The organism is Blautia aquisgranensis, from assembly GCF_040096615.1.
GTDB lineage: Bacteria > Bacillota > Clostridia > Lachnospirales > Lachnospiraceae > Blautia_A > Blautia_A aquisgranensis.
The window spans coordinates 224,212-250,641 of sequence record NZ_JBBMEJ010000001.1 but is presented as its reverse complement, the minus strand read 5'-3'; the positions used below and the strand labels follow the sequence as shown (position 1 = coordinate 250,641).

The 26,430-nt window shown below is 39.9% G+C and carries 24 protein-coding genes; 18 read left to right on the top strand and 6 right to left on the bottom strand.

The features are described 5' to 3' along the window. The first annotated feature begins 28 nt into the window (after positions 1-28). The 14 genes from WMO28_RS01160 to WMO28_RS01095 all read left to right on the top strand — a co-directional run bounded on the left by WMO28_RS01160 (position 29) and on the right by WMO28_RS01095 (position 16,909). Complete coding sequence (locus WMO28_RS01160) at positions 29-1,936, top strand: AAA family ATPase (protein WP_173772485.1); 1,908 nt, start codon at positions 29-31, stop codon at positions 1,934-1,936. A 264-nt stretch (positions 1,937-2,200) separates the two neighbouring features. Continuing rightward, positions 2,201-2,317 (top strand): putative holin-like toxin, encoded by a 117-nt coding sequence (locus WMO28_RS01155; protein WP_015543458.1) that lies wholly within the window; start codon positions 2,201-2,203, stop codon positions 2,315-2,317. A 303-nt stretch (positions 2,318-2,620) separates the two neighbouring features. Continuing rightward, entirely contained in the window at positions 2,621-2,803 is a 183-nt protein-coding gene (locus WMO28_RS01150) for a hypothetical protein (RefSeq protein ID WP_015521925.1), read from the top strand. A 26-nt stretch (positions 2,804-2,829) separates the two neighbouring features. Then, positions 2,830-4,332 (top strand): recombinase family protein, encoded by a 1,503-nt coding sequence (locus WMO28_RS01145; RefSeq protein WP_349055808.1) that lies wholly within the window; start codon positions 2,830-2,832, stop codon positions 4,330-4,332. A 24-nt stretch (positions 4,333-4,356) separates the two neighbouring features. Then, complete coding sequence (locus WMO28_RS01140; protein WP_373153066.1) at positions 4,357-4,488, top strand: Maff2 family mobile element protein; 132 nt, start codon at positions 4,357-4,359, stop codon at positions 4,486-4,488. 4 nt (positions 4,489-4,492) lie between these two features. Continuing rightward, entirely contained in the window at positions 4,493-5,365 is an 873-nt protein-coding gene (locus WMO28_RS01135) for a VirB6/TrbL-like conjugal transfer protein, CD1112 family (protein WP_005426566.1), read from the top strand. A gap of 14 nt (positions 5,366-5,379) precedes the next feature. Beyond that, positions 5,380-5,808, top strand: a complete 429-nt coding sequence (locus WMO28_RS01130) for a PrgI family protein (RefSeq protein ID WP_005426563.1) — start codon at positions 5,380-5,382, stop codon at positions 5,806-5,808. Positions 5,809-5,863: 55 nt separating this feature from the next. Beyond that, complete coding sequence (locus WMO28_RS01125; RefSeq protein ID WP_117640066.1) at positions 5,864-8,245, top strand: VirB4-like conjugal transfer ATPase, CD1110 family; 2,382 nt, start codon at positions 5,864-5,866, stop codon at positions 8,243-8,245. Between the two features lie 27 nt (positions 8,246-8,272). Then, positions 8,273-11,113, top strand: a complete 2,841-nt coding sequence (locus tag WMO28_RS01120; protein ID WP_227190865.1) for a CD1108 family mobile element protein — start codon at positions 8,273-8,275, stop codon at positions 11,111-11,113. A 12-nt stretch (positions 11,114-11,125) separates the two neighbouring features. Next, entirely contained in the window at positions 11,126-11,374 is a 249-nt protein-coding gene (locus tag WMO28_RS01115; protein ID WP_021652602.1) for a DUF4315 family protein, read from the top strand. Beyond that, complete coding sequence (locus tag WMO28_RS01110; RefSeq protein ID WP_349055807.1) at positions 11,358-12,854, top strand: CD1107 family mobile element protein; 1,497 nt, start codon at positions 11,358-11,360, stop codon at positions 12,852-12,854. The genes WMO28_RS01115 and WMO28_RS01110 overlap by 17 nt, the downstream gene beginning before the upstream one ends. A 48-nt stretch (positions 12,855-12,902) precedes the next feature. Beyond that, positions 12,903-14,378 (top strand): DNA topoisomerase, encoded by a 1,476-nt coding sequence (locus WMO28_RS01105; protein WP_349055806.1) that lies wholly within the window; start codon positions 12,903-12,905, stop codon positions 14,376-14,378. A gap of 2 nt (positions 14,379-14,380) precedes the next feature. Beyond that, on the top strand, positions 14,381-16,225 hold the full coding sequence (locus WMO28_RS01100; protein ID WP_002582181.1) for a recombinase family protein: 1,845 nt from the start codon (positions 14,381-14,383) through the stop codon (positions 16,223-16,225). A gap of 405 nt (positions 16,226-16,630) precedes the next feature. Continuing rightward, entirely contained in the window at positions 16,631-16,909 is a 279-nt protein-coding gene (locus WMO28_RS01095; RefSeq protein WP_002582180.1) for a hypothetical protein, read from the top strand. A 261-nt stretch (positions 16,910-17,170) separates the two neighbouring features. Here WMO28_RS01095 and WMO28_RS01090 read toward each other — a convergent pair whose 3' ends face one another. Both WMO28_RS01090 and WMO28_RS01085 read right to left on the bottom strand, forming a co-directional pair. Continuing rightward, positions 17,171-18,466 (bottom strand): tyrosine-type recombinase/integrase, encoded by a 1,296-nt coding sequence (locus WMO28_RS01090; protein WP_008400148.1) that lies wholly within the window; start codon positions 18,464-18,466, stop codon positions 17,171-17,173. Positions 18,467-18,552: 86 nt separating this feature from the next. Then, positions 18,553-19,182, bottom strand: coding sequence for a helix-turn-helix domain-containing protein (locus WMO28_RS01085; protein ID WP_173694419.1), 630 nt, complete (start codon positions 19,180-19,182; stop codon positions 18,553-18,555). 171 nt (positions 19,183-19,353) lie between these two features. Here WMO28_RS01085 and WMO28_RS01080 point away from each other — a divergent pair, with 171 nt between their 5' ends. The 4 genes from WMO28_RS01080 to WMO28_RS01060 all read left to right on the top strand — a co-directional run bounded on the left by WMO28_RS01080 (position 19,354) and on the right by WMO28_RS01060 (position 22,773). After that, positions 19,354-19,584, top strand: a complete 231-nt coding sequence (locus WMO28_RS01080; protein ID WP_004843519.1) for a helix-turn-helix domain-containing protein — start codon at positions 19,354-19,356, stop codon at positions 19,582-19,584. Positions 19,585-19,724: 140 nt separating this feature from the next. Next, the gene (locus WMO28_RS01075; RefSeq protein WP_005337289.1) at positions 19,725-20,039 is read left to right on the top strand and encodes a hypothetical protein; all 315 of its coding nucleotides are present in this window, start codon (positions 19,725-19,727) and stop codon (positions 20,037-20,039) included. Positions 20,040-20,366: 327 nt separating this feature from the next. Then, positions 20,367-22,088, top strand: coding sequence for a MobA/MobL family protein (locus WMO28_RS01065; RefSeq protein WP_173694417.1), 1,722 nt, complete (start codon positions 20,367-20,369; stop codon positions 22,086-22,088). Beyond that, positions 22,027-22,773: a DUF6040 family protein gene (locus WMO28_RS01060; protein WP_055156872.1), complete on the top strand. Its 747-nt coding sequence runs from the start codon at positions 22,027-22,029 to the stop codon at positions 22,771-22,773. Before WMO28_RS01065 ends, WMO28_RS01060 begins: the two co-directional genes overlap by 62 nt. A 377-nt stretch (positions 22,774-23,150) precedes the next feature. On the opposite strand, the gene WMO28_RS01055 is transcribed toward WMO28_RS01060, so the two are convergent. The 4 genes from WMO28_RS01055 to WMO28_RS01040 all read right to left on the bottom strand — a co-directional run bounded on the left by WMO28_RS01055 (position 23,151) and on the right by WMO28_RS01040 (position 26,408). Next, positions 23,151-23,666 carry an immunoglobulin-like domain-containing protein gene (locus WMO28_RS01055; protein WP_008400157.1) on the bottom strand — a complete coding sequence of 172 codons (516 nt, stop codon included), beginning with the start codon at positions 23,664-23,666 and terminating at the stop codon, positions 23,151-23,153. 56 nt (positions 23,667-23,722) lie between these two features. Then, entirely contained in the window at positions 23,723-25,045 is a 1,323-nt protein-coding gene (locus tag WMO28_RS01050; protein ID WP_055156874.1) for a HAMP domain-containing sensor histidine kinase, read from the bottom strand. Further along, on the bottom strand, positions 25,033-25,707 hold the full coding sequence (locus tag WMO28_RS01045; RefSeq protein WP_044944580.1) for a response regulator transcription factor: 675 nt from the start codon (positions 25,705-25,707) through the stop codon (positions 25,033-25,035). The genes WMO28_RS01050 and WMO28_RS01045 overlap by 13 nt, the downstream gene beginning before the upstream one ends. Positions 25,708-26,171: 464 nt before the next feature. After that, positions 26,172-26,408, bottom strand: coding sequence for a DUF6061 family protein (locus tag WMO28_RS01040; protein WP_008400163.1), 237 nt, complete (start codon positions 26,406-26,408; stop codon positions 26,172-26,174). Positions 26,409-26,430 lie beyond the last annotated feature (22 nt).

Sequence of the window (26,430 nt, the reverse complement as noted above, 5' to 3'; positions counted from 1 at the left end):
GCAGGACAGACGGGAAAGGATGAGCAAAATGCAGTATACAGAAGAACAAATTATAAGAGCAAATCAGACAGATATTGTTTCTTTTCTGAGCGCACAGGGAGAACAACTAGGGAAAAGCGGAAAGGAATACCGTTGGAAAAAGCATGACAGTGTAACGGTATCCGGAAACCGGTGGTACAGGCACAGTCAGGGGAGGGGTGGCTATCCGGTGGATTTTGTGATGGAATTTTACAATGCCACATTTCCGGAAGCTGTCAAGATGCTAACCGGGGAGGAAGGCGAAGGCAGGAACAGTACCTGCCCCGCCCCGTCCCCTGACTTCCGATTACCAGAGAAAGAGGAAAATAATGATAGAATCATCAGATATCTGACAGAAAACAGAGGGATTGAAAAGAATATGGTGGAGGAATGGATCGGCAGTGGGGATATTTATGAAGAAAAGAAGCACCATAATGTGGTGTTTGTTGGCAGAGATGCAGACGGTATTCCAAGATATGCCCATTGCAGGGGAACTGGTGAAACAAAATACCGGGGAGATGTGGCTGAATCTGATAAATCTTACGGATTCTGTCACAGAGGGACGGATAATCAGTTGTTTGTGTTTGAAGCAGCCATTGATCTGCTTTCTTTTATCCAATTATTTCCCAAAGACTGGAAAAAGCGGAGCTACCTGAGTCTGGGTGGCATTTCCAGTGCGGCACTGATGGCTTTTCTTTCTGAACGCCCTCAGATTACTTCGGTTTTCCTGTGCCTGGATAATGACCATGCAGGGAATGAAGCCAGTGAGAAATTGGCAATAGAAATCCCGGACGGATACAGTGTCATCCGTCTGAAACCGTCCCGAAAGGACTGGAATGAAATCCTCTGTGATAAAAATGCAGACAGGAAGAAATCAATCATTGAAACAGTTACAATGAAAGTACCGGAGAAGGAAGAACTGGTGCCGATGTTGTGTTATGAAGACATTGAACAGACCAGTGTAGAATGGCTGTGGTTTCCCTATCTGCCATTTGGAAAACTGACGATTATTCAGGGCAATCCAGGAGAGGGAAAAACTTATTTTGCCATGATGCTGACCGCAGCCTGCACGAACCGTAAGACTTTCCCGAACATGGAAGAGATTGAACCTTTTAATGTGATCTATCAGACTGCAGAAGACGGTATGGGAGATACGATTAAGCCGAGGCTGGTGGAAGCAGGAGCAGACCTGAGTCGGGTGATGGTCATTGATGATACAGAGGAAGCATTGACGTTATCCGATGACCGTATTGAAAAAGCAATCCGTCAGAATCAGGTCAGACTTTTAATCATTGATCCGGTACAGGCTTTTATCGGTGCCGATGTGGATATGAACCGGGCAAATGAAGTCCGTCCGGTATTCCGGAAACTGGGAATGATCGCTGAAAAGACCGGTTGTGCGATTGTGCTGATCGGACATCTGAATAAATCTTCAGGGACACAGAGTACTTACCGGGGACTTGGTTCTATTGATATCATGGCGGCGGTGAGAAGCCTGCTTTTTATCGGGAAAGTAAAGAAAGACCCGACAACAAGAGTACTGATCCATGAGAAAAGTTCTCTTGCACCTCCAGGTGAGACGATGGCATTTAAACTTGGAGATGAAGAAGGATTCCGCTGGGTGGGAGCTTATGAGATTTCCGCAGATGATCTTCTGGACGGAAAGGAAGGAAAGCCGACAGAAACAAAACTGCAACGGGGAACGAAACTGATCTATGAACTGCTTGCAGACGGAAATGCAGTCACAATCCGGGAACTGGATGAAAAGGCAAAAGCACAGGGAATCTCCCAGAGAACCATGCGAGAAGCCAGAAGCCGGATGAAAGAAGAACTGGATTATCGGATGAATGAAAAGCAGGAAAATACCATTCGATTAAAAAAACAAGGGAGAATGGGTGACGGCAGAATTTTGGAGTGAACGGCAGGCTTTATAGATACCCTATCTGCCGTCTGCCGTCTGCCGGTGCAAGGCAATCAAACGGAAATAGCAGGTATCCATACAGAATAAGGATTGCTGTGAATCTGGAACAAAAATGAATTGTAATATGGCGGATATAATGGTATGATTATCCGGTAACAGCAATGTTACGGGGAAGCACCTGTGACAGGGTGTGGCTGCCTCCTGATATTTACAGACCGGAGCCTTTCGGGGTTCTGAGATGAAAGAAAGGAGGTGCGTGATATGACAGCTTATGAGATTATCTCAATATTCTTAGGCGTACTCAGTTTACTGATCGCTTTTGGTAGCCTGTTAATTGCGATTATTGCCTTTCTTGATCGGAAGAACAAGAGGAAATAAAAATGCCTATCCTGTCTGCCAACAGGATAGGCGGTGGTCGTAAGACCATTTAGTCAACTCAGGCGGCATCCACTTTGGAGTGGGTGCTTTTCCTATAACAAATGTACCACACATTCCTCTTGTTTTCAATGGGAAAATTAAAATATGCAGTTCATCTGACAGGGATTTATCCCTGTCTTTATTATATCCCCAATTTCTGAAATGTTAATACAAAAATTTTAATATATGTAACCAACAGTCTGGGCAGTTAATCTGTAAAAATGGATTAGCTGCTCTTTTTTTGCAAAAAATGGAGGTTTTACAATGGCAGTGAAGAAGAAAATTATCAACATCAGAGTATATTTTGACGGTGATCAGGACGCAAAAGAAGTGTTTGCAGAGGTGATCGCACAGAAAATACGTGACACGAAAACAAAAGATAAACTTGCAATAATGAAAGATAAGCAGTATAATGATTATGAGTTCAGTAATCTGAAATCTGCGTAGGATGTGCAAAGTAACGGAGGTATCAGATGAACAACAGATATATGAGTAACAATATAGAAAGAAATGCAACCTGGAGAGTTGGTGTATACTGCCGACTTTCCAAAGATGACGAATTGACCGGAGAGAGTGCCAGCATCTCCAACCAGAGAGACATACTGGTGAATTACTGTCAGTCACAGGGCTGGCAGGTGGTGGATGTGTTTCAGGACGATGGTTATACAGGATTGAACACAGACCGACCTGATTTGCAGAGACTTCTCAAAGCCTGTGAAAAAGGACTGGTGAATCTTGTAATTACCAAAGACCAGAGCCGACTGGGACGAAACCATGTACAGACAGGATTTCTGATGGAGGAGTTTTTCCCAAAGCATGGAGTAAGGTATATCGCATTATATGATAATGTGGATACCTTTGCCGGAGACAATGAGATTGCCCCATTTAAGAACGTGCTGAACGAGATGTATTCCAGAGATATTTCCAAGAAAGTCCATGCGTCCTATCACCTGCAGGCAACCAAGGGAAAGTTTACAGGTGTTGTTCCACCACTGGGATATCAGAAAGACCCGGAAAATGGGAAATATGTATGGGATGAATCCTATCTGAAATCCCTGCTGATGAATCCCGTTTACTGTGGTGACATGGCTTCCCAGAAAAGGTACTACCGTTTCAAGATTGGCAATCAGGGAGATAAAGCTCCGGAGGACTGGATCACAGTCAGGGATACCCACGAAGCAATCATTCCGCAGGATGTATTTGATCTGGTACAGGCAAAGATGAAAGGCAGGAAACGCCAGACAGAACAGGGAGAATACAGCATGTTTGCCGGATTACTCCGCTGTGCAGAGTGTGGCGGTGCGTTGACGTTGAAGAAGACGCACACCAAAGACCAGCATGAAGTTTATACCTGTTCCACTTATATCCATAAGGGGAAAGCACATTGTACCCAGCACCGGGTGGACGCTGATGACCTGTATGATGCAGTCCTTACCAGAATCCAGGAATGTGCAAAAGCAGTTACCGGAGACGGAACAGAACTGGAAAACCGGGTAAAGGAGTTATGCGAGGAAGATACACAGGGACACAGGGAAAGTCTGGAGAAGCTGGTATCAAAGCAGAAAGACCGCCTGGAAACGTTAGACCGGCTGATTGCAAAACTGTATGATGACCTTATCAATGACAAGATTACAGAATCTGTTTTTGATAAGATGCTGGAGAAGACACAGAAGGAGCAGACAGATATCAAAAAGGAACTTTTCCAGAATGAGAGTGTGCTGAATACGGAAGAAAAACTGGATGCACAGTCCCAGCAGTGGATTGACGATATTAGCGAGTATGCGGACATCAAAGAACTGGATGCCAATCTTCTGAACCGGCTGATCAGTAAAATCGTTATCTCAGAACCGCAGGAGAAAGACGGAACAGAAAATTACTGCCGTACTCCTGAAACGGTCACAATGGAAATTCATTTCAACTTAAAACCAATACCGGAGCTTGGAACCATCGAAAGAGGTTCCGGCTCCCATAAATAAGAAAAATCTATCAAAATTTAATCTATTTTAATCTTTTCAAGGCTCATTTCGAGCAAATATTTTCTCATAAAAGACATAAAACAGTTGATGGCGGGCGGTGGCATCGTACTGATTGGAATAAACCTGATTCCACAGCTTGCAACTTTGTTTGGATAAATAAATGGGTGGAATAACCGAAAAAATAACAGAGTTCATAAAGGATCTGCTAACAGGCTGGATCACATCAAACCTGGATACCATGTTCACCGATGTAAATACCAAAGTAGAAACGATTGCTACAGAGGTTGGGAAAACACCCCAAAATTGGAACAGTGGCATTTTTTCCATGATAAAAAATCTGTCGGATAATGTCATTGTCCCCATTGCGGGGATGATTATTACATTTGTACTGTGTTATGAGCTGATTTCCATGATTATGGAAAAAAACAATATGCACGATACGGATACGTTTATGTTTTTCAAATACATTTTTAAGATGTGGGTAGCGGTATATCTGGTTACTCATACTTTTGATATTGCGATGGCAATTTTTGATGTAGCGAATCATGTGGTATCCAATGCTGGCGGTATGATAACCGGTTCCGCATCTATTGATGTTACAGAAGCATTGAAAACGCTTCTTGAAACGCAGATTGAAGATATGGGAATCGGAGAATTACTGGGGCTTGGTCTGGAAACGATGCTGGTCAGTTTATGTCTAAAAATCATATCAGTCCTGATTACCGTCATTTTATATGGACGAATGATAGAAATATATCTTTATGTCTCTGTGGCACCTATTCCGTTTTCAACATTTACGAACAGGGAATGGGGAAGTATTGGAAATAATTACGTGAAGGCATTATTAGCGTTGGGATTCCAGGGATTTTTTATGATGGTATGTGTTGCGATTTATGCAGTTCTGGTAAATGCTATTACAGTTGCGGATAATCTTCATACAGCTATCTGGTCAGTTGCAGCATATACAGTTATTTTATGTTTCAGCCTGTTTAAGACCAGTTCCCTGGCAAAATCAATCTTCAATGCACATTAGGAGGAAACAAGAATATGGCATATGTTCCAGTGCCGAAAGATTTTTCAAAAATAAAGACAAAATTAGCACTGAATTTAACTAAAAGACAAATTATATGTTTTTCTCTGGCAGGAATTTGTGGTGTTCCGGTCTATTTGCTGACAAAAGCAGGACTGGGAACAGATGTGGCAGCAACGCTTATGATCATAGTGATGCTGCCATTTTTCTTTTTTGCAATGTATGAAAAGGATGGATTTCCAGCAGAGAAAATATTGCTTCACATTATCCGGCAGAAATTTTTAAGACCTGGAATCAGGGTCTATCGTTCCCAAAACTTATATGACCGGATTATAGAGTACGATAAATTAGAGAAAGAGGGTGCATGGCTTGAGAAAAAGGCAAAAGAAGCCAGGGAAGCGAGAAATCCGTTCCATTTCCTTAAAAAAGCAGACCGAAAAAAATAAGAAACAGAAAACCGGACTTACGAAAGAAGAAAAAAAGCGTCTGAAAGAACTTCGGATGATAAAAGCGGAGAATCAGAAGAAGAGGAAGCCTTTTACAGCGCAGGATACGATTCCATATAAGGAAATATATAAGGATGGTATCTGCAGGACAGATGATAACTATTATTCAAAGATGGTGCAGTTCTACGATATAAATTACCAGTTAGCGCAGAATGATGATAAAGCGGCTATTTTTGAGAACTATTGTGAGTTCCTGAATTCATTTGACAGCTCTGTTGAGGTACAAATTACATTTCTTAATCAACAGGTGAATTTTGATGAGTATGCAAAAAATATTGATATTCCAGAGCAGGATGACTGTTTCAATGATATTCGGAAAGAATATTCGGATATGTTGAAAATGCAGCTTTCCAAAGGAAATAATGGGCTTGTAAAAACAAAATATATTACATTTTCCATTAAGGCGGATAATCTGCGAAATGCAAAATCCAGGCTGGAGAGAATTGAAGCCAGTGTATTGAATAATTTTAAGGTGATGGGAGCCATGGCAGAGCCTTTAAATGGGGTAGAACGTCTGAAAATTCTGCATGATGTGATGAATATGGACACAAAAGAATCTTTCCATTTCCATTATGGGATGGTTGCAAAAACAGGTCTGCAGACAAAAGACTTTATTGCACCTACCGGATTTGATTTTCGCAATGACAGCTATTTTCGGATGGGACAGACTTTTGGATGCGTGTCATATTTACAGATTACATCACCAGAACTTACGGATAAACTGCTGGCAGATCTGCTGGATCTGGAAGAGAATCTTATCATCAATATGCACCTGCGTCCAATTGATCCCAAGGCAGCTATTAAAAGCCTGAAAAGTACGCTGTCAAATATTCAGAAAATGAAAATTGAAGAACAGAAGAAAGCGGTCAGAAGCGGATATGATATGGATATTATTCCAACGGACATTTCTACATACGGAGAGGATGTGGAGGGATTGCTCAATGAAATCCAGTCCAGGAATGAGAAACTTTTTGAACTTACTTTTTTGCTGATGAATACAGCGGACAATAAGAGAAAACTGGACAATATTGTGTATCAGACTGCAGGAATCGCCCAGAAATATAATTGCAATATACGGAGACTTCAATATCAGCAGGAACAGGGACTTGTGGCATCACTACCACTGGGAATGAACCAGACTGGAATACAGAGAATTATGACTACGACTTCTACAGCAATCTTTGTTCCGTTTACCACACAGGAACTTTTCCAAGGCGGTGAAGCTCTTTACTATGGCTTAAATGCACTGTCAAACAATCTCATTATGGTGGATCGGAAACGATTGAAAACACCTAACGGCCTGATTTTGGGTACTCCTGGTTCCGGTAAGAGTTTTGCAACGAAAAGAGAAATTCTCAATGTTTTCCTGATTACAGACGATGACATTATTATCTGTGACCCGGAGGGAGAATATTTTCCGCTGGTAAATGCCTTAAATGGTGAAGTTATTAAAATCAGTGCAAAAAGTAATGATTACATCAATCCTATGGAAGTGAACCTGGATGTTATTTATCATCCGGAGAAATACAGGATTAATGGCGATGTGGAGGATATTGATACCATTATTGCTGATAAAGCAGAGTTTATCACATCTTTCTGCGAGGTCATTATGAAGAAACCTCAAAATGCAGAATTAAATGGTGATGAGGTTTCCATGATTGACCTGTGTGTAAAAGACATTTATAAAAAATATCTTTACAATGATCCAAAACCGGAAAATATGCCGACTTTGCAGGATTTCTATGAACGTCTGAACTTTTATGCACCAGATAAACCAGCAGCACAGAACATTGCCAACAGTCTGCAGTTGTATGTAACAGGATCGCAGAATGTATTTAACCATCGAAGTAATGTCGATACGCAGAACAGAGTGGTATGCTTTGATATCCGGGAACTTGGAACCACACTACGAAAAGCAGGGATGTTGATTGTCCAGCATATGGTTTGGACAAGAGTATCACAGAACCGCAGTCGCAGGAAATCAACCCGTTATTATGTGGATGAATTTCACCTTTTGCTGAACCAGCCACAGACTGCTAATTATTCTATTGAAATGTGGAAGAGATTTCGTAAGTGGGGTGGAATCATTACAGGAATCAGTCAGAATGTAACAGATTTTCTTGGCTCTCTGGCAGTAGAAAGTATTGTGGGAAACAGTGATTTTATCCTGATGTTAAATCAGCACAGCGGGGATCAGAAGATCCTTGCGGAGAAATTGAATATTTCCAAGCATCAGATTTCTTTTGTAAATAACAGTAATGCAGGAGAAGGGCTGCTTTTTTACGGAAATGTAATCATACCTTTTGCAGACAGATATCCGCAGGATACCAGAACCTATGCTTTGATGAGTACTAAACCGGATGAGATTCAGACTTAACGGACAAAAAAGCAGAGGTGAGGTACATTGGGAAAACAAAAATATACGGCGAAAGAGAAGAAAGTCAGCCGTATGACCAGAAATGGTCTGGTTGAGGAAAATCTTGCAACAAAGGAGACCAGAAAAGTTACAAACAGCGATCAGGAGTTGCCTTATAAACAGAAGGATGTAGAACAGGCATTTATTACTTCTGAAAAGAAGAAAAACTCTCATAAAAAAGCTGAAAAGAAACAATTTTCCGAAAAAGTTCAGGAGGGAAATCCTGCCAAAAAAGAAGAGGCTGCAAACAGTCCTCCGGGAAAACGAAAAACACAGGGACGGTACAGATATCGGGACAAGCCTGCAGGTGTATCTGTGGATTCAGCGGTAGAAATACGTGAGCGCAAAGAAAAACACAGGAGCCAGTATCAGCGACAGAAAAAGAAACAGCAGAGACTGCAGTTTGGAAAACTGGAGACAGATGGAAGTCTGAAGAAAGAAAAGAAAACTTCGGCTGAAACAGATGGAGGACATTTTCAGGCAGAGAAGAATGATGTTTCTACAAACCGAAAAAAAGGAAAGCAGAAATATAGCCGAAAAACAATAAAAACTTATCAGGAAGTGGATAAGGCTGCAAGAAAACAGGAAGCTGAGAGGCAGAACAAAATTCCGAAAGATTCTGTTTATACCAAGAAAACAAATGAGGAACAGAAAGCAAAGGTAAAGTACCATTTATATTTCGACAAAAAAACAGGGAAAACGGATGGTAAAAAGAAAACCTTGTCTTCTGTTCCAAAGAAAGCATTAAAAAATGCAGTATATCAGAAAGCAGGCGAAGACGAAGAGGAAAACAGTGCTGTAGATGCAGCACATAAGCTGGTGCGTTCAGGTGAGTGGATATTACAGGAACATAGCAGTAGAAATATCCGGAAGAACCGCAGTCAGATACATAAAGAAAACCGTTTAGAGAAAAGAGCCTGGAAGAGTGCATCCAGGTATCAATATCAGAAATATCTGGAAGAACATCCAGAGATGCAGAAAAAGCTGATCAGAAAATTAATACAGAAGCAGAGGATTAAGCGAGAGTATCAGATGGCATACCGGGCTGGGAAGATTGCAAAAGAAACAAAAGACACCTCAATCCGGTCAGTAAATCTTGCTACTAAAATTGCAAGAAAGGCACAGGAAGTATTTGTAAGAAATGTAACTACTCTGATCTCAATGGGGTTGTTATTGATTTTGCTTCTTTCCGTAATGACAGGATTTGCTTCCTGTTCGGCTATGTTTTCTAATGGAATTTCTACGGTAATCGCTTCCAGTTACATTGCGGATTCGGACGAAATTGAAAAAGCAGAGTTGTATTATACGCAGTTGGAAGCCAGTCTTCAACAGAAAATAAACCAGATGGAAGCCCGGTATCCAGGAAAAGATGAATACAGATATAACATTGGTGAAATCGGCCATGATCCCCATACATTGATCAGTTATCTGACTGCCAGGTATGGGGATTTTAAGTTTGATGAGATAAAAGGAGAACTGGAAACAATTTTTTCTTTACAGTACGGAATCACCGTAGAGGAAAAAAGTGAAACCCGGCAGGAAACATCTACAATACAGGTAGGGCAGTCATTGGGAAATGTTGTGACCAGTGGATACTGTAACTGTCCTATCTGCTGTGGCGTGTGGAGTGGAGGACCAACTGCTTCAGGGGCAATGCCACAGGCTAATCATACGCTTGCGGTTGATGCTGCAAACCCATTTCTTCCAATGGGGACGAAAGTAGTGATGAATGGGATTGAGTACACCGTAGAAGATACTGGAAACTTTGCCCAGTATGGTGTCCAGTTTGATGTTTATTATGATAATCACGCAGTAGCTGAGGCACATGGTCATCAGACCTGGGAATGTTTTCTGGCAGAGGGCAATCAGAACTCTGTGGAAGTTACCCGTACAGTAACTGCAGATGTACTGAATGTTTCTGTTCAGGCAAAACCGCTTAGAAGTGTTATTCTGTCCAGAATGGAAGAGGATGAGCAGGAAATTTATGAAGAGGTCTATTCCAACAGAGGAAATTTACAGACATATAAAACTCCGGTTGAGTTAAACTGGTATGCCTATATCAGTACCTATTATGGGTATTCTGTAAACAATGGAACCGGGCAGACACAACTTCACAGAGGTGTGACGGTTAATGTACGACAGGGAACAGAAGTGAAGTCAGCGATGAATGGTTTTGTTGTAGATGTAGGATATAGCGGAACTTTTGGAAATTATGTAGTTACGCAGGATAAAAAAGGTGTGCAGATTAAATACGCTTATCTGCAGAGCATTTCGGTAGCAAATGGTCAGGAAGTAACAACAGATACTGTAATTGGTACAACGGGAAGTACAGGAAGTGCAACCGGAAGCCAGTTATATTTGGAACTGGTCAAAGATGGGGAATATTATAATCCTGTTTTTTATATCAGTACCGGAGATAGCGGGCTGTATGGTGGAGGCGGCAGTTATGATGATGAGACTGTGCGGAGATTATTTGCGGAAGCAGACAAATATCTTGGTATGCCGTATGTATGGGGCGGTTCCAGCCCGGAGACTTCTTTTGACTGTTCTGGTTTTGTAAGCTATGTGTTTACCAATTCGGGTGTCTGCAATATGGGAAGACTTACTGCACAGGGAATTTATGACATTTGTATGCCTGTATCACCAGAAGAAGCAAGGCCAGGAGATATTATCTTTTTCACTGGGACGTATGATGCGGGAGAGCCGGTTACCCACGTAGGAATTTATGCCGGAGATGGACAGATGATCCATTGTGGAAATCCAATTCAGTATACGTCCATTAATTCTGCATACTGGCAGTCTCATTTTTATGCTTTTGGCAGGCCATAAGGAGGGGCGTATTTGAACATTGAACGAATAAAAGAAGAACTTGCAAGAACCTACGTTAAGATTGAAAAGCTACAGAAAAAAGCAAGGGATCTGGAAGAACAGAAGAAACAGGCAGAGGATATGGAGTATCTGAAAATTATCCGAAGCAATGGAGTTTCCGCAGAGGAACTTCAGTTGATGATTGATATCAGCAAGGAGGAACAAAAAAAGATATTGGAAACCAGAGAAAAGGAGCAGACAGAAAATGAAGAAATTTCATAAAAGAGCAGCTGTATTTTTAACCGCAGCTACGTTAGCAGGACTTCCGGCAGGAGCTTTCTTTTATAGTTCGCCCGGAAGTCTGACTGTATGGGCAGATAATGTAGAAGTGGAATCATCAGAAGAAAGCAGCCCGGAAGATGTTGATTTTTCAGATGGATCAGAAGTTGAAATTCATGCAGATCCAGTGGAACAGGCACAGGAAGATGCAGGAAATGATGTGACGGAAACACCGGAAGTAGGGATTACCTTTACAGAACCCGAAGGCTGGCAGACAGATACGGCAACCGTAAAAATTCAAGTGGAAGATACAAAGAATACAGGTGCTTTTTCTATTGCAAAAGTAGAAGCAAGACTTTCAGAAAATGGAGGATGGTCAGACATAACCGGAAATATGGAAGTATCCATCTCTTCTAATTGTAGTGTTTATGTGAGAGTTACCGATCAGAATGGAAATACTTATGAGCAGAATCGTTACATAGAGTGTTTTGATAAAACCAAACCAACTATTATTGCGGCTGCGAAGAATGGGATACTGATCGTGCAGGGAGTTGATGCGGAATCGGGAATTGCTGCTTTGTATGTCAATGGAAATGAATTCACAGAACTGACGAATAATACGTTAAATGTCCGTTTGCAAAAAGCGGATACTTCCTATGAATACTTTACCCTGCAGGCAAAAGACAAAGCAGGAAATATGTCAGAGATCTATAAAGTAGGAAACCCTTATTATGAAAATCCAGATGCAGTAAAAGAGAATACAGAGGTTTCCGGAACGGAGCAGAATGCAGCTTCTTTGCCAGCCGATGGAACTGCAAGTAAGCCCACCAGTGCTACGGCAACCGTAACGGAACATCAGACAACGAACGAGACTGCTACTGCACCAACAGAACCAGAAAACACAGGAAATGAAACGGATACAGAAGCAGATACCGGACGGGTGCAGGGAGAAAGTTATGCTTCCGGCATGACAACAGGAACAGTTCAGGACAAAGGGGGAAAGGAATTTTATACGATCAAGACAAAAAGTGATAAGGTTTTTTATCTGATTGTAGATAAGGATAAAACGGATGAAAATGTTTATCTTCTTACAGAGGTAGGCGAAAATGATCTTTTGAACTTTACGGATACCAACATGGTCACACTTCCACAGAACCAGGCTATTGCAGAATCTGCACTGCCACTTGAAACGGAGAAAATCACAGAGACACCGGAACCAGAAGTTACAATCATACCGGAAGAAGAGGAAGAACCTGAGAAGAAAAGCAATAATTCCGGCACGATTTTATTAATGCTGCTAGTTCTGGCAGGAGTTTGTGGTGCTTACTATTATTGGAAATTTATGAAAGGAAGAAATACTTCTTTTGATTATGAAGAGGACGAGGACGACGATGAGGAGGAAGATACAATTCGTGAGGATGATGAAGAATTAGAAGAATATGAAATGGAAGGTGAAGTAGAAGACGAAGAATCAGAGGAATAACTTTGTTTCACTTAATTACAGCGACAGGTGCAGAAAGGAGATAGAAAATTGCAGCTTGTAATTGCGGAAAAACCCAGCGTAGCCAGAAACATTGCGAAGGTGCTTCATGCCACAAACGTAAAAGATGGCTACCTGGAAGGAAAAGAGTATCTGGTTTCCTGGTGTATTGGGCATTTAATTGAACTGGCCAGTGCAGATCAGTACCGGAATGACTGGAAAGCATGGAAATATGAGACACTTCCCATGATCCCGGAGAATTGGAAATATCAGATTAAAGAAAGTACCAAAGGGCAGTTTCAGATTTTAAAGGAACTGCTTCACAGAGCAGATGTCACAGAAATTATATGTGCAACAGATGCAGGAAGAGAAGGGGAGTTGATTTTCCGTCTGGTATATAACCAGGCAGAATGTAAACTTCCCTTTAAAAGACTGTGGATTTCTTCCATGGAGGAAAAAGCAATTCTGGAAGGATTTCAGCAGATGAAAGATGGACATGAATATGATAATCTTTATTATTCTGCGGTGGCGAGAAGTGAAGCAGACTGGCTGGTGGGAATTAATGCCACCAGACTGTTTACGGTGCTGTACCACCATCGGTTGATTGTAGGTCGGGTGCAGACACCTACACTTGCAATGCTGGTGGAACGGGAAAAGAGTATCGAGAACTTCCAGAAAGAGAAGTATTATCTGGTTCATCTTCTGATGGATGGATTGGATGCTGTAAGCAACCGGATAAAAGAGAAAAGTGCTGCCGTTCAGATGATGGAGGATATGAAGGATGAAACTGCACAGATTCTTTCAGTAAAGAAAGAGAAGAAAAAGGTACAGCCGCCGAAATTATATGATCTGACCACATTACAGAGGGAAGCAAATCGTCTTCTTGGATTTACGGCACAGCAAACCTTGGACTATACCCAAAGCCTTTATGAGAAGAAACTGGTGACGTATCCAAGGACGGATAGCCAATATCTTACAGATGATATGGAAGAAAATGCTCTTCTGGTTGTCGGGGCAGTAAATAGTATGTTTCCTGAAATGTCAATAAAGGATTCAGAACCAGATATAAAGAGACTTTTGAACAGTAAAAAGGTATCAGATCATCATGCAATTATACCAACGGTAGAAATTACAAACATGGATTTAAAAGCACTTCCGGGTGGAGAAAAGGAAATTCTCATGCTGATTGCATCAAAGTTATTATGTGCATCGGAACAGGAATACATATATGAGAGTATTAAGACTGAAATTTCCTGTCATGGAGAACTGTTTACTGCATCTGGAAAGAATGTTCTCCAATATGGATGGAAAGAAGTGGAAGAACGATTCTTTAAATCATATGGGAAAAATGCAGAAAAGCCAGAAGAGGAGGAAAGTGATTTTCCAGATATAAAAATAGGACAGGTATTTGAATGTGTTGTTGTAAAATTTAGTGAACATTTTACAGCACCGCCGAAACATTATACGGATGTAATACACTTTGAGAGTAGGCAGTGGAAATATTCAAAATGCAAAGGAGCAGGATAGCAATGAAAATCAAGGATAAGAGATTTAAAATCACAGCTTTATACGAGCGACTCTCAAAGGATGATGAGGTGCAGGGAGAGTCAAACAGTATCGTCAATCAGAAGCGGATGTTGACACAGTATGCAGAACAGCATGGGTATGAGAATATCGAGCATTACACGGATGATGGATGGACTGGTACAAACTTTGACAGACCCGACTGGAAGAGAATGCTTGCGGATATTGAAGCTGGCAAGGTGGGAACAGTCATTGTCAAGGACATGAGCCGTATCGGTAGAGATTATTTGCAAGTAGGATTTTACACAGAAGTCATGTTTCGGGAAAAGGGAGTGCATTTTATAGCGATTTCCAATGGTGTTGACAGCGAGCGCAGGGAGAGTGCAGAATTTGCCCCATTCTTGAACATTATGAACGAGTGGTATGTGCGTGATACCAGTCGGAAGATAACAACGGTATTAAAGGCAAGAGGTATGAGTGGGAAAGCACATACAACCAACCGCTGTTGCTATGGATATAAAAAGAGTGCAGAAAACCCCGATAAATGGGTAATTGATGAAGAAGCTGCCGAGGTTGTTCGTAGGATATTTAATATGTGTCTGAATGGGAAAGGACCCTATCAGATTGCAAGGGAACTGGCAGAGGATAAGGTGGAAAGACCCGAATATTATTTGGGTATTCGTGGCAGGGGAGTTAATATAAAGTCATTTGATATGGAACATCCGTATATGTGGAGAGGTGGCACTGTTAAGACCATATTAACAAGAATGGAATACACTGGATGTACTGTTAATTTTAGAACAAAAAAGGAGTCGTACAAGGATAAGCGACCTACTAAAGTAGACTCATCCGAATGGATTATCTTTGAAGATACCCAAGAACCGATTATCGACAAGCATACATGGGAAACAGTGCAGAAGCTGTTAGATACTCCAAGAAGAAAAGGTGTATTTGAGGAGAATAATCCTCTTACCGGTAAAGTGTTTTGTGCAGATTGTGGAGCAAAAATGTATCATCACAGAAATGCGCAGGGAATATGGAAAAAAAATTATTTTAAGGCAGGGGAGATGATATATCATGCACCCGAAGATAGGTACGATTGCTCCAACAATATAAGAGGTAGACAGCGTTATGAAAAATTGTGTTGCAGTCATTCCATTACCACAAAGGCGTTGGAAACGCTTGTGTTGGAAACCATAAAAAGAACTTGTGATTATGCGGTGGAAAATGAAGCAGAGTTTAGGGAAACGGTATGCAGTATCTCTGAAGAACAGCAGGGAGAATTATCTGTCAGACTGGAGAAAAGGCTTGCCAAAAAGCAGAAACGAGTGAATGAAGTCAATCGTCTGATAAAGAAGCTGTATGAGGATAATATCAGCGGTAAATTGAACGATAAACGCTTCAATGCCATGCTAAGTGATTATGAGTCGGAGCTTGAAGCGTTGGAAGAGGATATTGACAGAGATAATGCTGAATTAGAGGGCATGAGTGCTAAGAAAACGGATGTGGATGTGTTCATGGAACTTGTAAAAAAGCATACGACATTCGAGGAACTGACACCAGCCATATTGAATGAATTTGTTGATAAAATCATGGTTTATAAGGCAGTTGGAAGTGGTGCAAACAGAACGCAGGATGTAGATATTTATTTGAATTATATCGGTAGATTTGTAGTTCCTGAAGTGGTTGTGGAGCTGACGGAAGAAGAGAAGCTGGCAGAAGCTAAAAGGCAGGAAAAACTGGAGAAAAAGCGAGCAAGTAACCGCAAATATATGGCACGAAAAAGAGAAGAAGCGAGGAAAGCGTGGGCAGAAATAGAAGCGGAGAAAGCAAAGGCAGTAGGGCAATAATTATCGTGAATTTGCGATTGTGAAAATGGCAGACGAGGAAATTATCAAGTGAATAATATGGATTGATTTTGCTCCGATAATTAACGAGCGAAATCAGAATAAAAAGGCATTCAAAACGGACAGTGGAACATGTTTGTAGTGGATGTCTTTTTTGTGGTCTTGTCAGTGCAACCTTCCCTTCCCCTTCCTTCTCTTCCTCTTCCTAGAGAAAAAAGAGAAAAAGAAAAGCAGAAAAGAAAGAACCAAAGAAAAGAATAAAATAAAAAGATAAAAAAGAGATATACCATCTCAATCTTATCCTATCCCATCCTATCCGCCTGCCTACGGCAGGCTTTATTATTTGCCCGTCAAAAGTACGAGTCTAGAGTCGTCAAAAATACAAACCTGAGAGAAAGGAGTGATTTAATGGGCAGTTTATCAAAGTATGAGCAGGAGACAGTTATCAATTTCAATGCAGGGGAGCAGAGAGCAGTTGTTTATACCCGAGATAAGGCAGTTATGAGGAAACTTGACGCATTAGTTATTGCGTTCCCAGAGGTTTATAAGCTGGTAGGCGAAACAGATATTGATAAGACCTATTCCATGCCGAAATCATGCGTGAATTATCGTAAGCCGAGAAAGCTCGATGATAAATACAGAGAACTAAAAAGAACACAGATGAAGCAGTATAATATGCAGAGGTAAATAGTTGAAAAAATGTGTGTTCAATGATATAATTTCCTTGTTGAAAGAGCGTGTCAATTTGGATTTGTTTGAAACATATTTGACACATTTGGCGTCTAGAATAACAGATGGAAACAATTAGACAAACTGGAATTTATATAATTATTCCTCTAACTTTCCCCATTTTATAGGCTTTCCTGCCTGTCCATTAGTGAAATGATATGTAGTTTCCCTTATTTTTGCCCTTATGAGATAATCACAAGGGAAATAAGGGAATTTTTTTTAATCATTGCCTACCACTTTATCAAGAAGCCGAACCGATTTTCGTTTCGCATCTCTTGTGGAGTGAGCATAGACATTCATTGTGGTACTTACATCTGAGTGTCCTAATAATTCCTGCACATCTTTTGGAGCAGCTCCATTTGCCAAAAGGTTGCTTGTATAGGTGTGACGTAACTGGTGGAAATGAAAGCCTTCAAATCCCTCTAATGTTTTTGCCACCTTTCTGCATACCGTCCCCAAAGTAGTCGGAAGTTCCAGACAACCATCCGGTCTTAAGCAGACGAAAGAAATTTCTTTATAATCTGCCGGGACTTCCTCTGTTCTGTCTAAGCAGTAATATTCGTAGTACACTCTGTTTTTCTCTTTGACCTCTTTGTAGTAGTTCGTGTGATAAAGTTCTCCGTACTGCATTCGATTTTTTAACTGCTCTTTCCGGGCATTGCGGAAAATCTCTACCAGCGTATCTCCAAAATCAACAATCCTCACTTTTTTCCGCTTGGTTGGTCCGATGATATATTTGCGCTTTGAGCCATCATATCGGATGCTGCGTCTTATGGTAAGGCATTGTTCTTCCAGATTTACGTCCTGCCATGCCAAACCACAGGCTTCTCCAATACGAAGCCCGGCATAATAGGCTATCTGGATTGGAAGTATTGCGGCTGGGTTCTTTTTTTGAAGATACGCAAGCAGTCTTTCATAATCTTCTCGTGAAATTGGTTGGATATTTCCGTCCATGTCCTCATCCGAAAACAAATCAACTTCGTCCGTCTGATACCGCAGTTTAATATACTGCATGGGATTGAACGTAATATACTGTTTTGGAAATACTGCAAAGCGGAAAGACTGCTGCATGACTGCGGAAAAAGAATGGATGTAATCTTTGCTGTAACCCTTTCTCTCTTTTCCATCGGGATGAACTCCCCCGAAGGAAAGCAAATCAAAGAAAGATTGCAAATGCTCAGAGGTTACATTTTTTAATTTCCGTTCTGCCAGCGGATGTTTCTTAATATTTCGGATTGTTCCGAGGTAATTCTCCACAGTACCATTGCTGAGCGTACCTGTTTTTAATTCCTCCTCTGCCCACACATCCAGAAGTTGTCCGACTGTGAGATTTTCCGCTTTGGCAACAAATTTCTTTTTCTCATAATCATCCATTGCCTGACGGAGCAGCTTTTCAGTTTCACTTTTGCTTTCTGTTCCAACGCATTCTTTCTGAACAAGATTGCCGCTTGCGTCCTCTACATAGAAGCGGTAGTACCATTTCTTTCCTTTTTTTCTTACAGATCCTTTTGCCATAATCGTATGTCTCCTTTCGATATTAGACAATCGGAACTGATGAAATGCTTCGTGCGTGTAAGTATATCATAACTCCGGTTGTCTTACTATACCGATTCGGAATCTTCGTATAAGACTTCTGATAAAAGATTTGCAAGCCTTTGTTCTGCTGTTTTTGGTTTCTTGGAATAGAGCCTTACAACGTCTGTCATCTCATTAAAAGCATTGATGGTAGGAGTGATTTCCCTTAAGAACATAATCTCATTATATTCATCATTCGATTCAAACCCTATTGTTTTGGCAATATCCGTCTGACCAGCATTCCCCTTGAAGTTTTTGCAGGCGAACTGAAAGGAATCCAAAAACAGACCATATTGTTTTAACATCAGCAGTAATAAATCTTTTGAAAAAGCATCTTCTTCTTTGGTAAGGGCAAGCGGTAACTGTTCCAGAATATCTCCCATCGCATCACGAATCTGTAACTCTCTCTTATCCGTAATGTCGGTTTCATATTCATCTGTTTCCCCTTTGAGCCATTCCACAGATACATGGAGTGCTTCCGAAAGACCTTCCAGCACCATTTTTTTCGTATTGTCAATCGAACCATTCTCATAACGCAGGATTGTAGAAGCGGTAACCCCCATCTTTTCTGCGACATAAGGCTGTGTCAGATTCAATTCCAGACGGCGCTGTTTTACTCTGCTGCCTATCAGCTTGCGTAGTTCTTTATCTTTCATGCTGACTGCCTCCTTTTTCGGTATGTATGAATTATAGCATTGTTTTTCCAAAATTGCAATATGCAATATAATATTTGCTTTTAATATTTCGTAACGCTTGACAAAAAGATATGAAAAGGATATACTTACATCACAAGAATTGCATAATGCAATTTATAAGGAGGTGATTATATGACGCAAAGAAAAATTGCATTATCCATTGAAGAAGCTGCTGACTATACGGGAATCGGCAGAAACACCTTAAGACAGCTTGTAGAATGGAAGAAACTTCCAGTATTAAAGGTTGGTCGCAAAGTCCTGATTAAAACCGATATTCTGGAAATGTTTATGGAAGCGAATGAAGGTCGTGATTTGAGGGATAGAGGAAATGTAAAAGCCGTAACAAGAACTGCGGCAAATTAAAAAGGCGGCTTCCAAAGAAACCGCCAAAGGTTCTATCAGACCGAAGCCATGATATACCTACACGCAAGAAGATTATACCATGTGCTTCTTCTGATACGCAACCAAGAACTTATGTTTGCAAGAGAAAGGAGAATGTAATAATGGCAAAATCAACAAAAAGTTATGAAGAACGAATGCTTGAAATGGAAAAGAAAGAGCAGGAAAGCCTTGAAAAGGCGAAAAGATATGCAGCACAGAAGAAAGAACTTCTGAAGCGAAAGAAAGCCGAAGAAAGTAAAAAACGAACCCATAGGCTCTGTCAGGTTGGCGGTGCGGTGGAATCCGTTCTTGGTTCGCCTATTGAGGAAGAAGACATCCCAAAGCTGATTGGTTTTCTGAAAAAGCAGGAAGCCAACGGGAAATTTTTCTCAAAGGCAATGCAGAAAGAAACAAATACCGATATGGAGGAAGTGTAATGGCGGAGGGGATGAGGTTTTCATTCCCTTCATTGCTTTTTTATGAAGGGCGCACTTATGGACAACCAGAGGTCGTCCCAATAAGTTTGCCACAAGTGGCAACCGGTCTGCGCTCACGCTTGCCGGGCTCGTTCCGTCGGCGGGGCTTTCAGCCAGACCTGCTCATGCCGCAGGAGGCACTCTTCGCCAGAGGGGCGCATTCCATGCAGGCTGCTATGCGCAGGGCACTCTTACGCAGAGGGCGTTCCGGCAATGCTGCTTTTCCTAAAACCGAAAGCAATGTTGCCGGAAATCTATGCCGGATGTGCAGAAAGGAGGCATCCAGACATGGCGATTTTTCATTACACAGTCAAAATAGTCGGACGTAGTAAAGGGAAATCTGTTATCTCCGCTTCCGCATATCTCAATGGGGATGTGATGAAAAATAAGGAAACCGGGCGAATCAGTTATTACACTTCTAAAAAAGAAGTGGTCTACACCAGTCTGATGATGTGCGAAAACGCACCTCCTGAATGGCAGATAGTACCAGAGGAAAATATAAAACGCTTTCAGAAATCTGTCCGATACAAAAAGTCAGCAGATAAAGAAGCTGCTTTAGAAAAATTTAAAATCACATTTCAGAAACAGAGGTTATGGAATGAGGTATTGAAGATTGAAAAAAATGCGGATGCCCAATTTGGCAGGTCATTTGAATTTGCCCTTCCCAAAGAATGGAACAGACAGGAACAAATTCAATATACAACTGACTATATCCAAAAAACTTTTGTGGATAGAGGAATGTGCGCTGATTGGAGTATCCACGATAAAGGGGATGGCAACCCCCATGTCCATCTGCTTCTGACTATGCGTCCTTTTAACCCGGATCATTCTTGGGGAAAGAAAGAAGTCAAGGATTGGGATTTTGTCAGAGATAAAAACGGAAATATCGTGATTGATGAATCCCATCCGAACTGGTGGCAGGATAAGAAAAACCCTGACCGTCATGGAATCCGTATCCCTGTATTAGACGAAAACGGAATTCAGAAGATTGGTGCAAGAAACCGCCTGCAATGGAAACGGGTGCTGACCGATGCTACTGGATGGAACAATCCAAAAAATTGTGAACTATGGCGGAGTGAGTGGGCAAAGGTGTGTAATGAACATCTTTCTTTGCATAATCAGGTCGATCACCGTTCTTATGAAAAACAGGGAAAACTCCAGATTCCTACCATCCATGAAGGTGCTGACGCAAGAAAGATTGAACAAAAGTTTCTTGTCGGGCAGGAAATAAAAGGTTCGTGGAAAGTAGCGGAAAATCAAATCATAAAACAACAAAACACGTTATTGCAAAAGATACTGGACACCTTTGGAAAAGTATCGGGTGCATTATCATTATGGAAGGAGCGATTAAATGACATTAGAAGAAAGCCGGGAAATTATACCCTTAATGGAGTCCATGATTGGGCAAATCGAAGAACAGCAGACCTTAATGACAGAAATGATTCTGGAAATGCAGAACCGGGACACCCAACTCTCTCTTATGCAGGAACAGAATCAGAAATTGCAAAAATTAAACAGCGAGTTATCCGAGCTGCTCAACATTTTGCCAAATACCGAGGAACTGCTTTCCAAGATGGAAGAACAGAAAACGAAGATAGAACTTTTGGAAAACGAAAATCAGCAATGGCAGAAATTGGCACAGAATCTGAACAGCGAAAACAGTTTATTGCTGAAACAGAACACCGAATTGCTGAACTGGAACAGCAAATAAGGAAAGGACGTGATATAGATGAACGAATCCAGAGAATCAAAGAACGCCGAACAGTTGGAAGAACTTCTGCTCTTGACCGAGGAGATACAAGAAGAACTGGAACAGAAAGACCAGCTTATCGTGGAACTGAAGACGCAGCTCAGCGAATCTCTGACCTTGAACGAGAAATTAAACAAAGAGAACAGAGCCGGGAATATTCAAGCATTAAAGAACGACTTGAAGCTGGCAGACAGAGCATTGCAGATCGAGAAAGAGAAGCTGCGAAGCGCAAACGTCACGATAGGGGAATGTCAAGATAAAATACGATGCTTAACACAACAACGGGATTATGCCCGGACACATCAGAAAATCGTAGAGATACCGGTAGAAAAGCCGGTGCTCTATGAAAAATGTGAAGCCTGTGACCGGACAGCCTATCAGAATGAAAAAGCGAAATACGAAACACAAAAAGAGCGACTTGCAGGACAGTATAAAGCAAAAACGGTAATATTCCAAACAACCTTGTTCCTTCTTGCATGGTATTCGCTGACAACCACTCTTTTTCAGGCAGTACAGTCAGATGTGTTCCTTTCCGATTGTAAATCATTCTTCCATGATGCAGCGTCATTCATACAAACTTTTATCGGATGGACGATTGCTGCCGGACATTCTGCGGCACAGATTAGTACCAAAATTCCAAATGCGTTTATAGCCGGAATCATATATTGGTTATTGCTGATATTGGTTGTCGGAATATGCGTAGCAGGAACAGGGATACTGGTGATACTGATAGAAATAAAGGTTATAGAATTATATAAGAAAAACTGTTGGGATTTTATTACTCTACTGATGATACTGACAAGTGCTGCTGTCATCATTTATTTTGGAGAATCCATCAAAAAAACACTGTCAGTAAATCTTCTATTGCTTTTTGTACTTTCGCAAGGAGTATATGTTGGACTTAGATGTTATTTGAAAAATCAGTTAAATACCAAGCTATATTAATCAAAATATGATAAAAAACGTATAAAAGCAGGGGATAAAAACACACATCGTCCCCTGCTATTATATTATCCTTTTCCAATTTCTAGTAGGATATGCCTGTTTCATTATGCTTTTTTAAAAGCCTTAGTTTGAATGCTTTACTGTATTTCTTCCTAGACATAAATATGCTCCACATGGTACATAAAAAAGGACATGGCAATACCTCCTTGATACCACCGTATCCTTGAAAAAGGGCGACTTTAACACACCCTCCGTATTCTCATTTTTACAAAAGAAAACGGCGGTTTTGATTGTTATTTCAAAACCGCCGTTAAAATGGCATGAGAACTTTCTACTTCATAAGCGGTTTTTTTTCATGCTTATGAAGTAGAGAATTTTTACCTTATCGTAAATTCGCAAGATAAATTATATGTATCGTAATCCCAATCTCTTTCACTTTCAAAGAACGCAAATTGTTTAATCAAACGATAGTGTCCAGCAGGCAATTCTCCATAAAAACTTTTAACATCAATTTCTAATGTTAATCGTTCGTTAGGCTTAATAAAGCAATCCTTTTCATTGCTCTTTGAGGGGTCATCAAGCTGTTTAAGTTGATACCAAGTGCCGGATTGTTCAGCTTCTATTTCAAAATAATCTGGTGAATATTGGTATTCTTTATCAGAAGTATTTTCTATTAGAAATGAAAGGTGCTTTAAGTCTAAATCCTTTTCTGTACTCATTGAAATCTTCAAATCGCCCAAAGTGTCAAGCGCTTCTTCACTTCCATAAGGAGAAACCTCATATTCTTCGGAATAATCTTGTACTACATGATTATCACTGTCCTTTGCTTGACTACACCCAACAATACACACCAATAACAATAAGGTTAGAAACATACATATTATTTTTTTCATTTGTCCTTATCTCCTTTCTTTTAAATTTATAATAGCAATAAAATGTCTATTTTCAATCAACTTTCATTGCAATTTATTTTCACTGTAACACATGCTCCCCCTGCTTTATTATTAGCAATTTGGATATTTCCGCCATGTCTTTCACTTAAAATCTTACTAATATTCAGCCCTAACCCCAAATGTTCAGTAGCTATATCTTTCGATGATTTATAAAATGGTAATGTCGCCTTTTCAATATCAATATTTTTAAACCCGCAACCATCGTCTGAAACAGATATAACTAAATTATCATTCTCTATTACTACGCTAATAGCAATATCACTTTTTGCGTATCTAATACTATTAGAGAGTAAGTTTTCATAAATCTGCATGACTGTATCTAAATTGATAAACAAGGTTATATTATTACCGCTTGTAGTAATTGAAAAATGTTTGTCATAACAAAGTGCTTCTGCTGTGTTATTAAAATTATCAATAAGTGAATGAAATGTAATCTGTTGTCGTGGAATATCAATATCCTCTAACCTGTATAAGTTCGTCATAGCATTTACATATTTTTCAAGACGTGAAATATTTTTTGACATTACTGATATTTCATCTAATATTTCTTGTTGTGATACTAAGCCTTTGGGAATAAAGGAAAGCAGCATAGTAGCATGACCCTTTAGTAAAGTCAAAGGAGTGCGTAAGTCATGCGAAAAAGCAGCATTTAGACGGCGCTGTTCAGCAAATTGTCGAAACATAGTTTCATTATTTTTCGACAAACAGTCTTTCATTTTTTCAAAGGCATGACAAAGTTTCCCCATTTCATCATTTAATGGATATGATAACGTAAAATCTAAGTCATTTGCTTCAATTTTATGATACGCATTAGTTAATAGCTTAATAGGTTTCGATAATTTTTTTTTATAAAAAAATGTTACACAACATATCATACTAATAGATAATACGATAGGAATAATTGCAATATTTAATGAACCTAAAGCACTGTCAATAAGCCTATCCCGGTTTGTAAAATTAGGTAAAACTTCGATATATGAAACATGGTTCGGATAGACATATTCGTGTACTGGGCGTTCTTTTTGATAATCAACATTGAACTTGCATATCTCGTTTCCTTTCGTGTCAAATATTGTGTATTTTGTTTGGTCATTACTATAAGTGGCGGTAAATGAGCCATTTTCCGGTATATCATACCTCGTTGACAGATTTTCATACTTATAGTTTAAATTTATTCTGTATCTGTCAACCATTGAAATTAAAAGTATACAAATAATTATTCCAATCAACAACGAAAACAAAGCATAAAGAACAAAGGTCATTCTAATACTCATGCTATTTAACCGATTGAACAATCTGCTTCTCTTTAATTTTTCCATCTATATCCGCACCCCCAAACAGTTTCAATGTAAGGTCTATCGCCTAAAGATAAAAATTTTGCCCTAATACGTCTGATATGTTCTGTAACAACTGTATTATCACCAATGCCGTCTAATCCCCAAACTTTTTCATAAATAGTTTCCCGGTCAAAAACAATTCCTTTGTTTTGCGAAAGGAAAGATATTATATCAAATTCCTTTTTGGTAAAAGCCATATCCTTATTATGATAAAACACAATACGTGAGGAATAATCTATAACCATATCTTCATCAAATTGCACCTTTGAAGATATATTGTGTCTTTTTTCTCTGCGAAGATGTGCTGCAATGCGAGCTTCTAATTCATCAACAGAAAATGGTTTTATTACATAGTCGTCTGCGCCAATAGAAAATCCTTTTATTTTATCACTATCTTCAATGCGTGCTGTTAAAAAAATTATAGGGCATGAAACATAATCCCGTATCCTTTCGCAAACAGTAAATCCATCTATATCTGGCATATTGACATCTAACAAAATAATGTCAGGTTTTTTTTCTACTTCTTTTAATGCAGCATTTCCTGCTGTTGCAGTATATACCGTATATCCAAGTTTGCTGAAATAGCAATACAGCATTGATACAATTTCTTTTTCATCGTCTACAATTAAAATACTCTGCGCCATAAATATGCCTCCATTGTGAATATCTGATTTAAGATTATCAAACAAAAATCTATTTCTAATCAATTTCTTTAATTTTCGATGTCATTAGTTATTATATATGGCAATATGAGTTGTAGCAACCTTACTCTACATGTTTTATGCTCTATTACTATCCACACTATGATGTGTGTAATCATATCCCGAAAGCCATACCAAACAAAGCAGTCTATGGCAGATTTAGAAATAAGTCCTATGATTATTGAAAAATAAGAAAATATAAAAATTAGAGTGAAGTAATTATATTACAAAAATGAAAAACGGGAGATACACAGATATTGTGCTATCTCCCATATTGTTTTTAGTGTCATATCAAGGCTCATTTATTAGTGGTAAAATTAGCGTTTTTCTATATTTCTCAAAATGCTTGAAAGTAAAGTGTTCATATGGATAATCGAAAATCAGATATAAACTTTTGTTTAAATTGCCTATAATTCAAGTGAATCTTCTGCATCCACCCACATCTGTAAATTGCCATCAAGATATAATCTTGCATATTCCAAAGGCTCATCCACAGCCAATGAAGTAAGCGCACATTCTGATCCATATGTGGTTTTTAAATTTTTTTCAGCTTCCCAACAATTAATGCGAAGCATATATCCGGCACTTGTGTAAACATCAATACTATCGTGGTTTATGTTGTATTCTGCATAAATTGTTCTCATTGTATCTTATCTCCATTTTTTA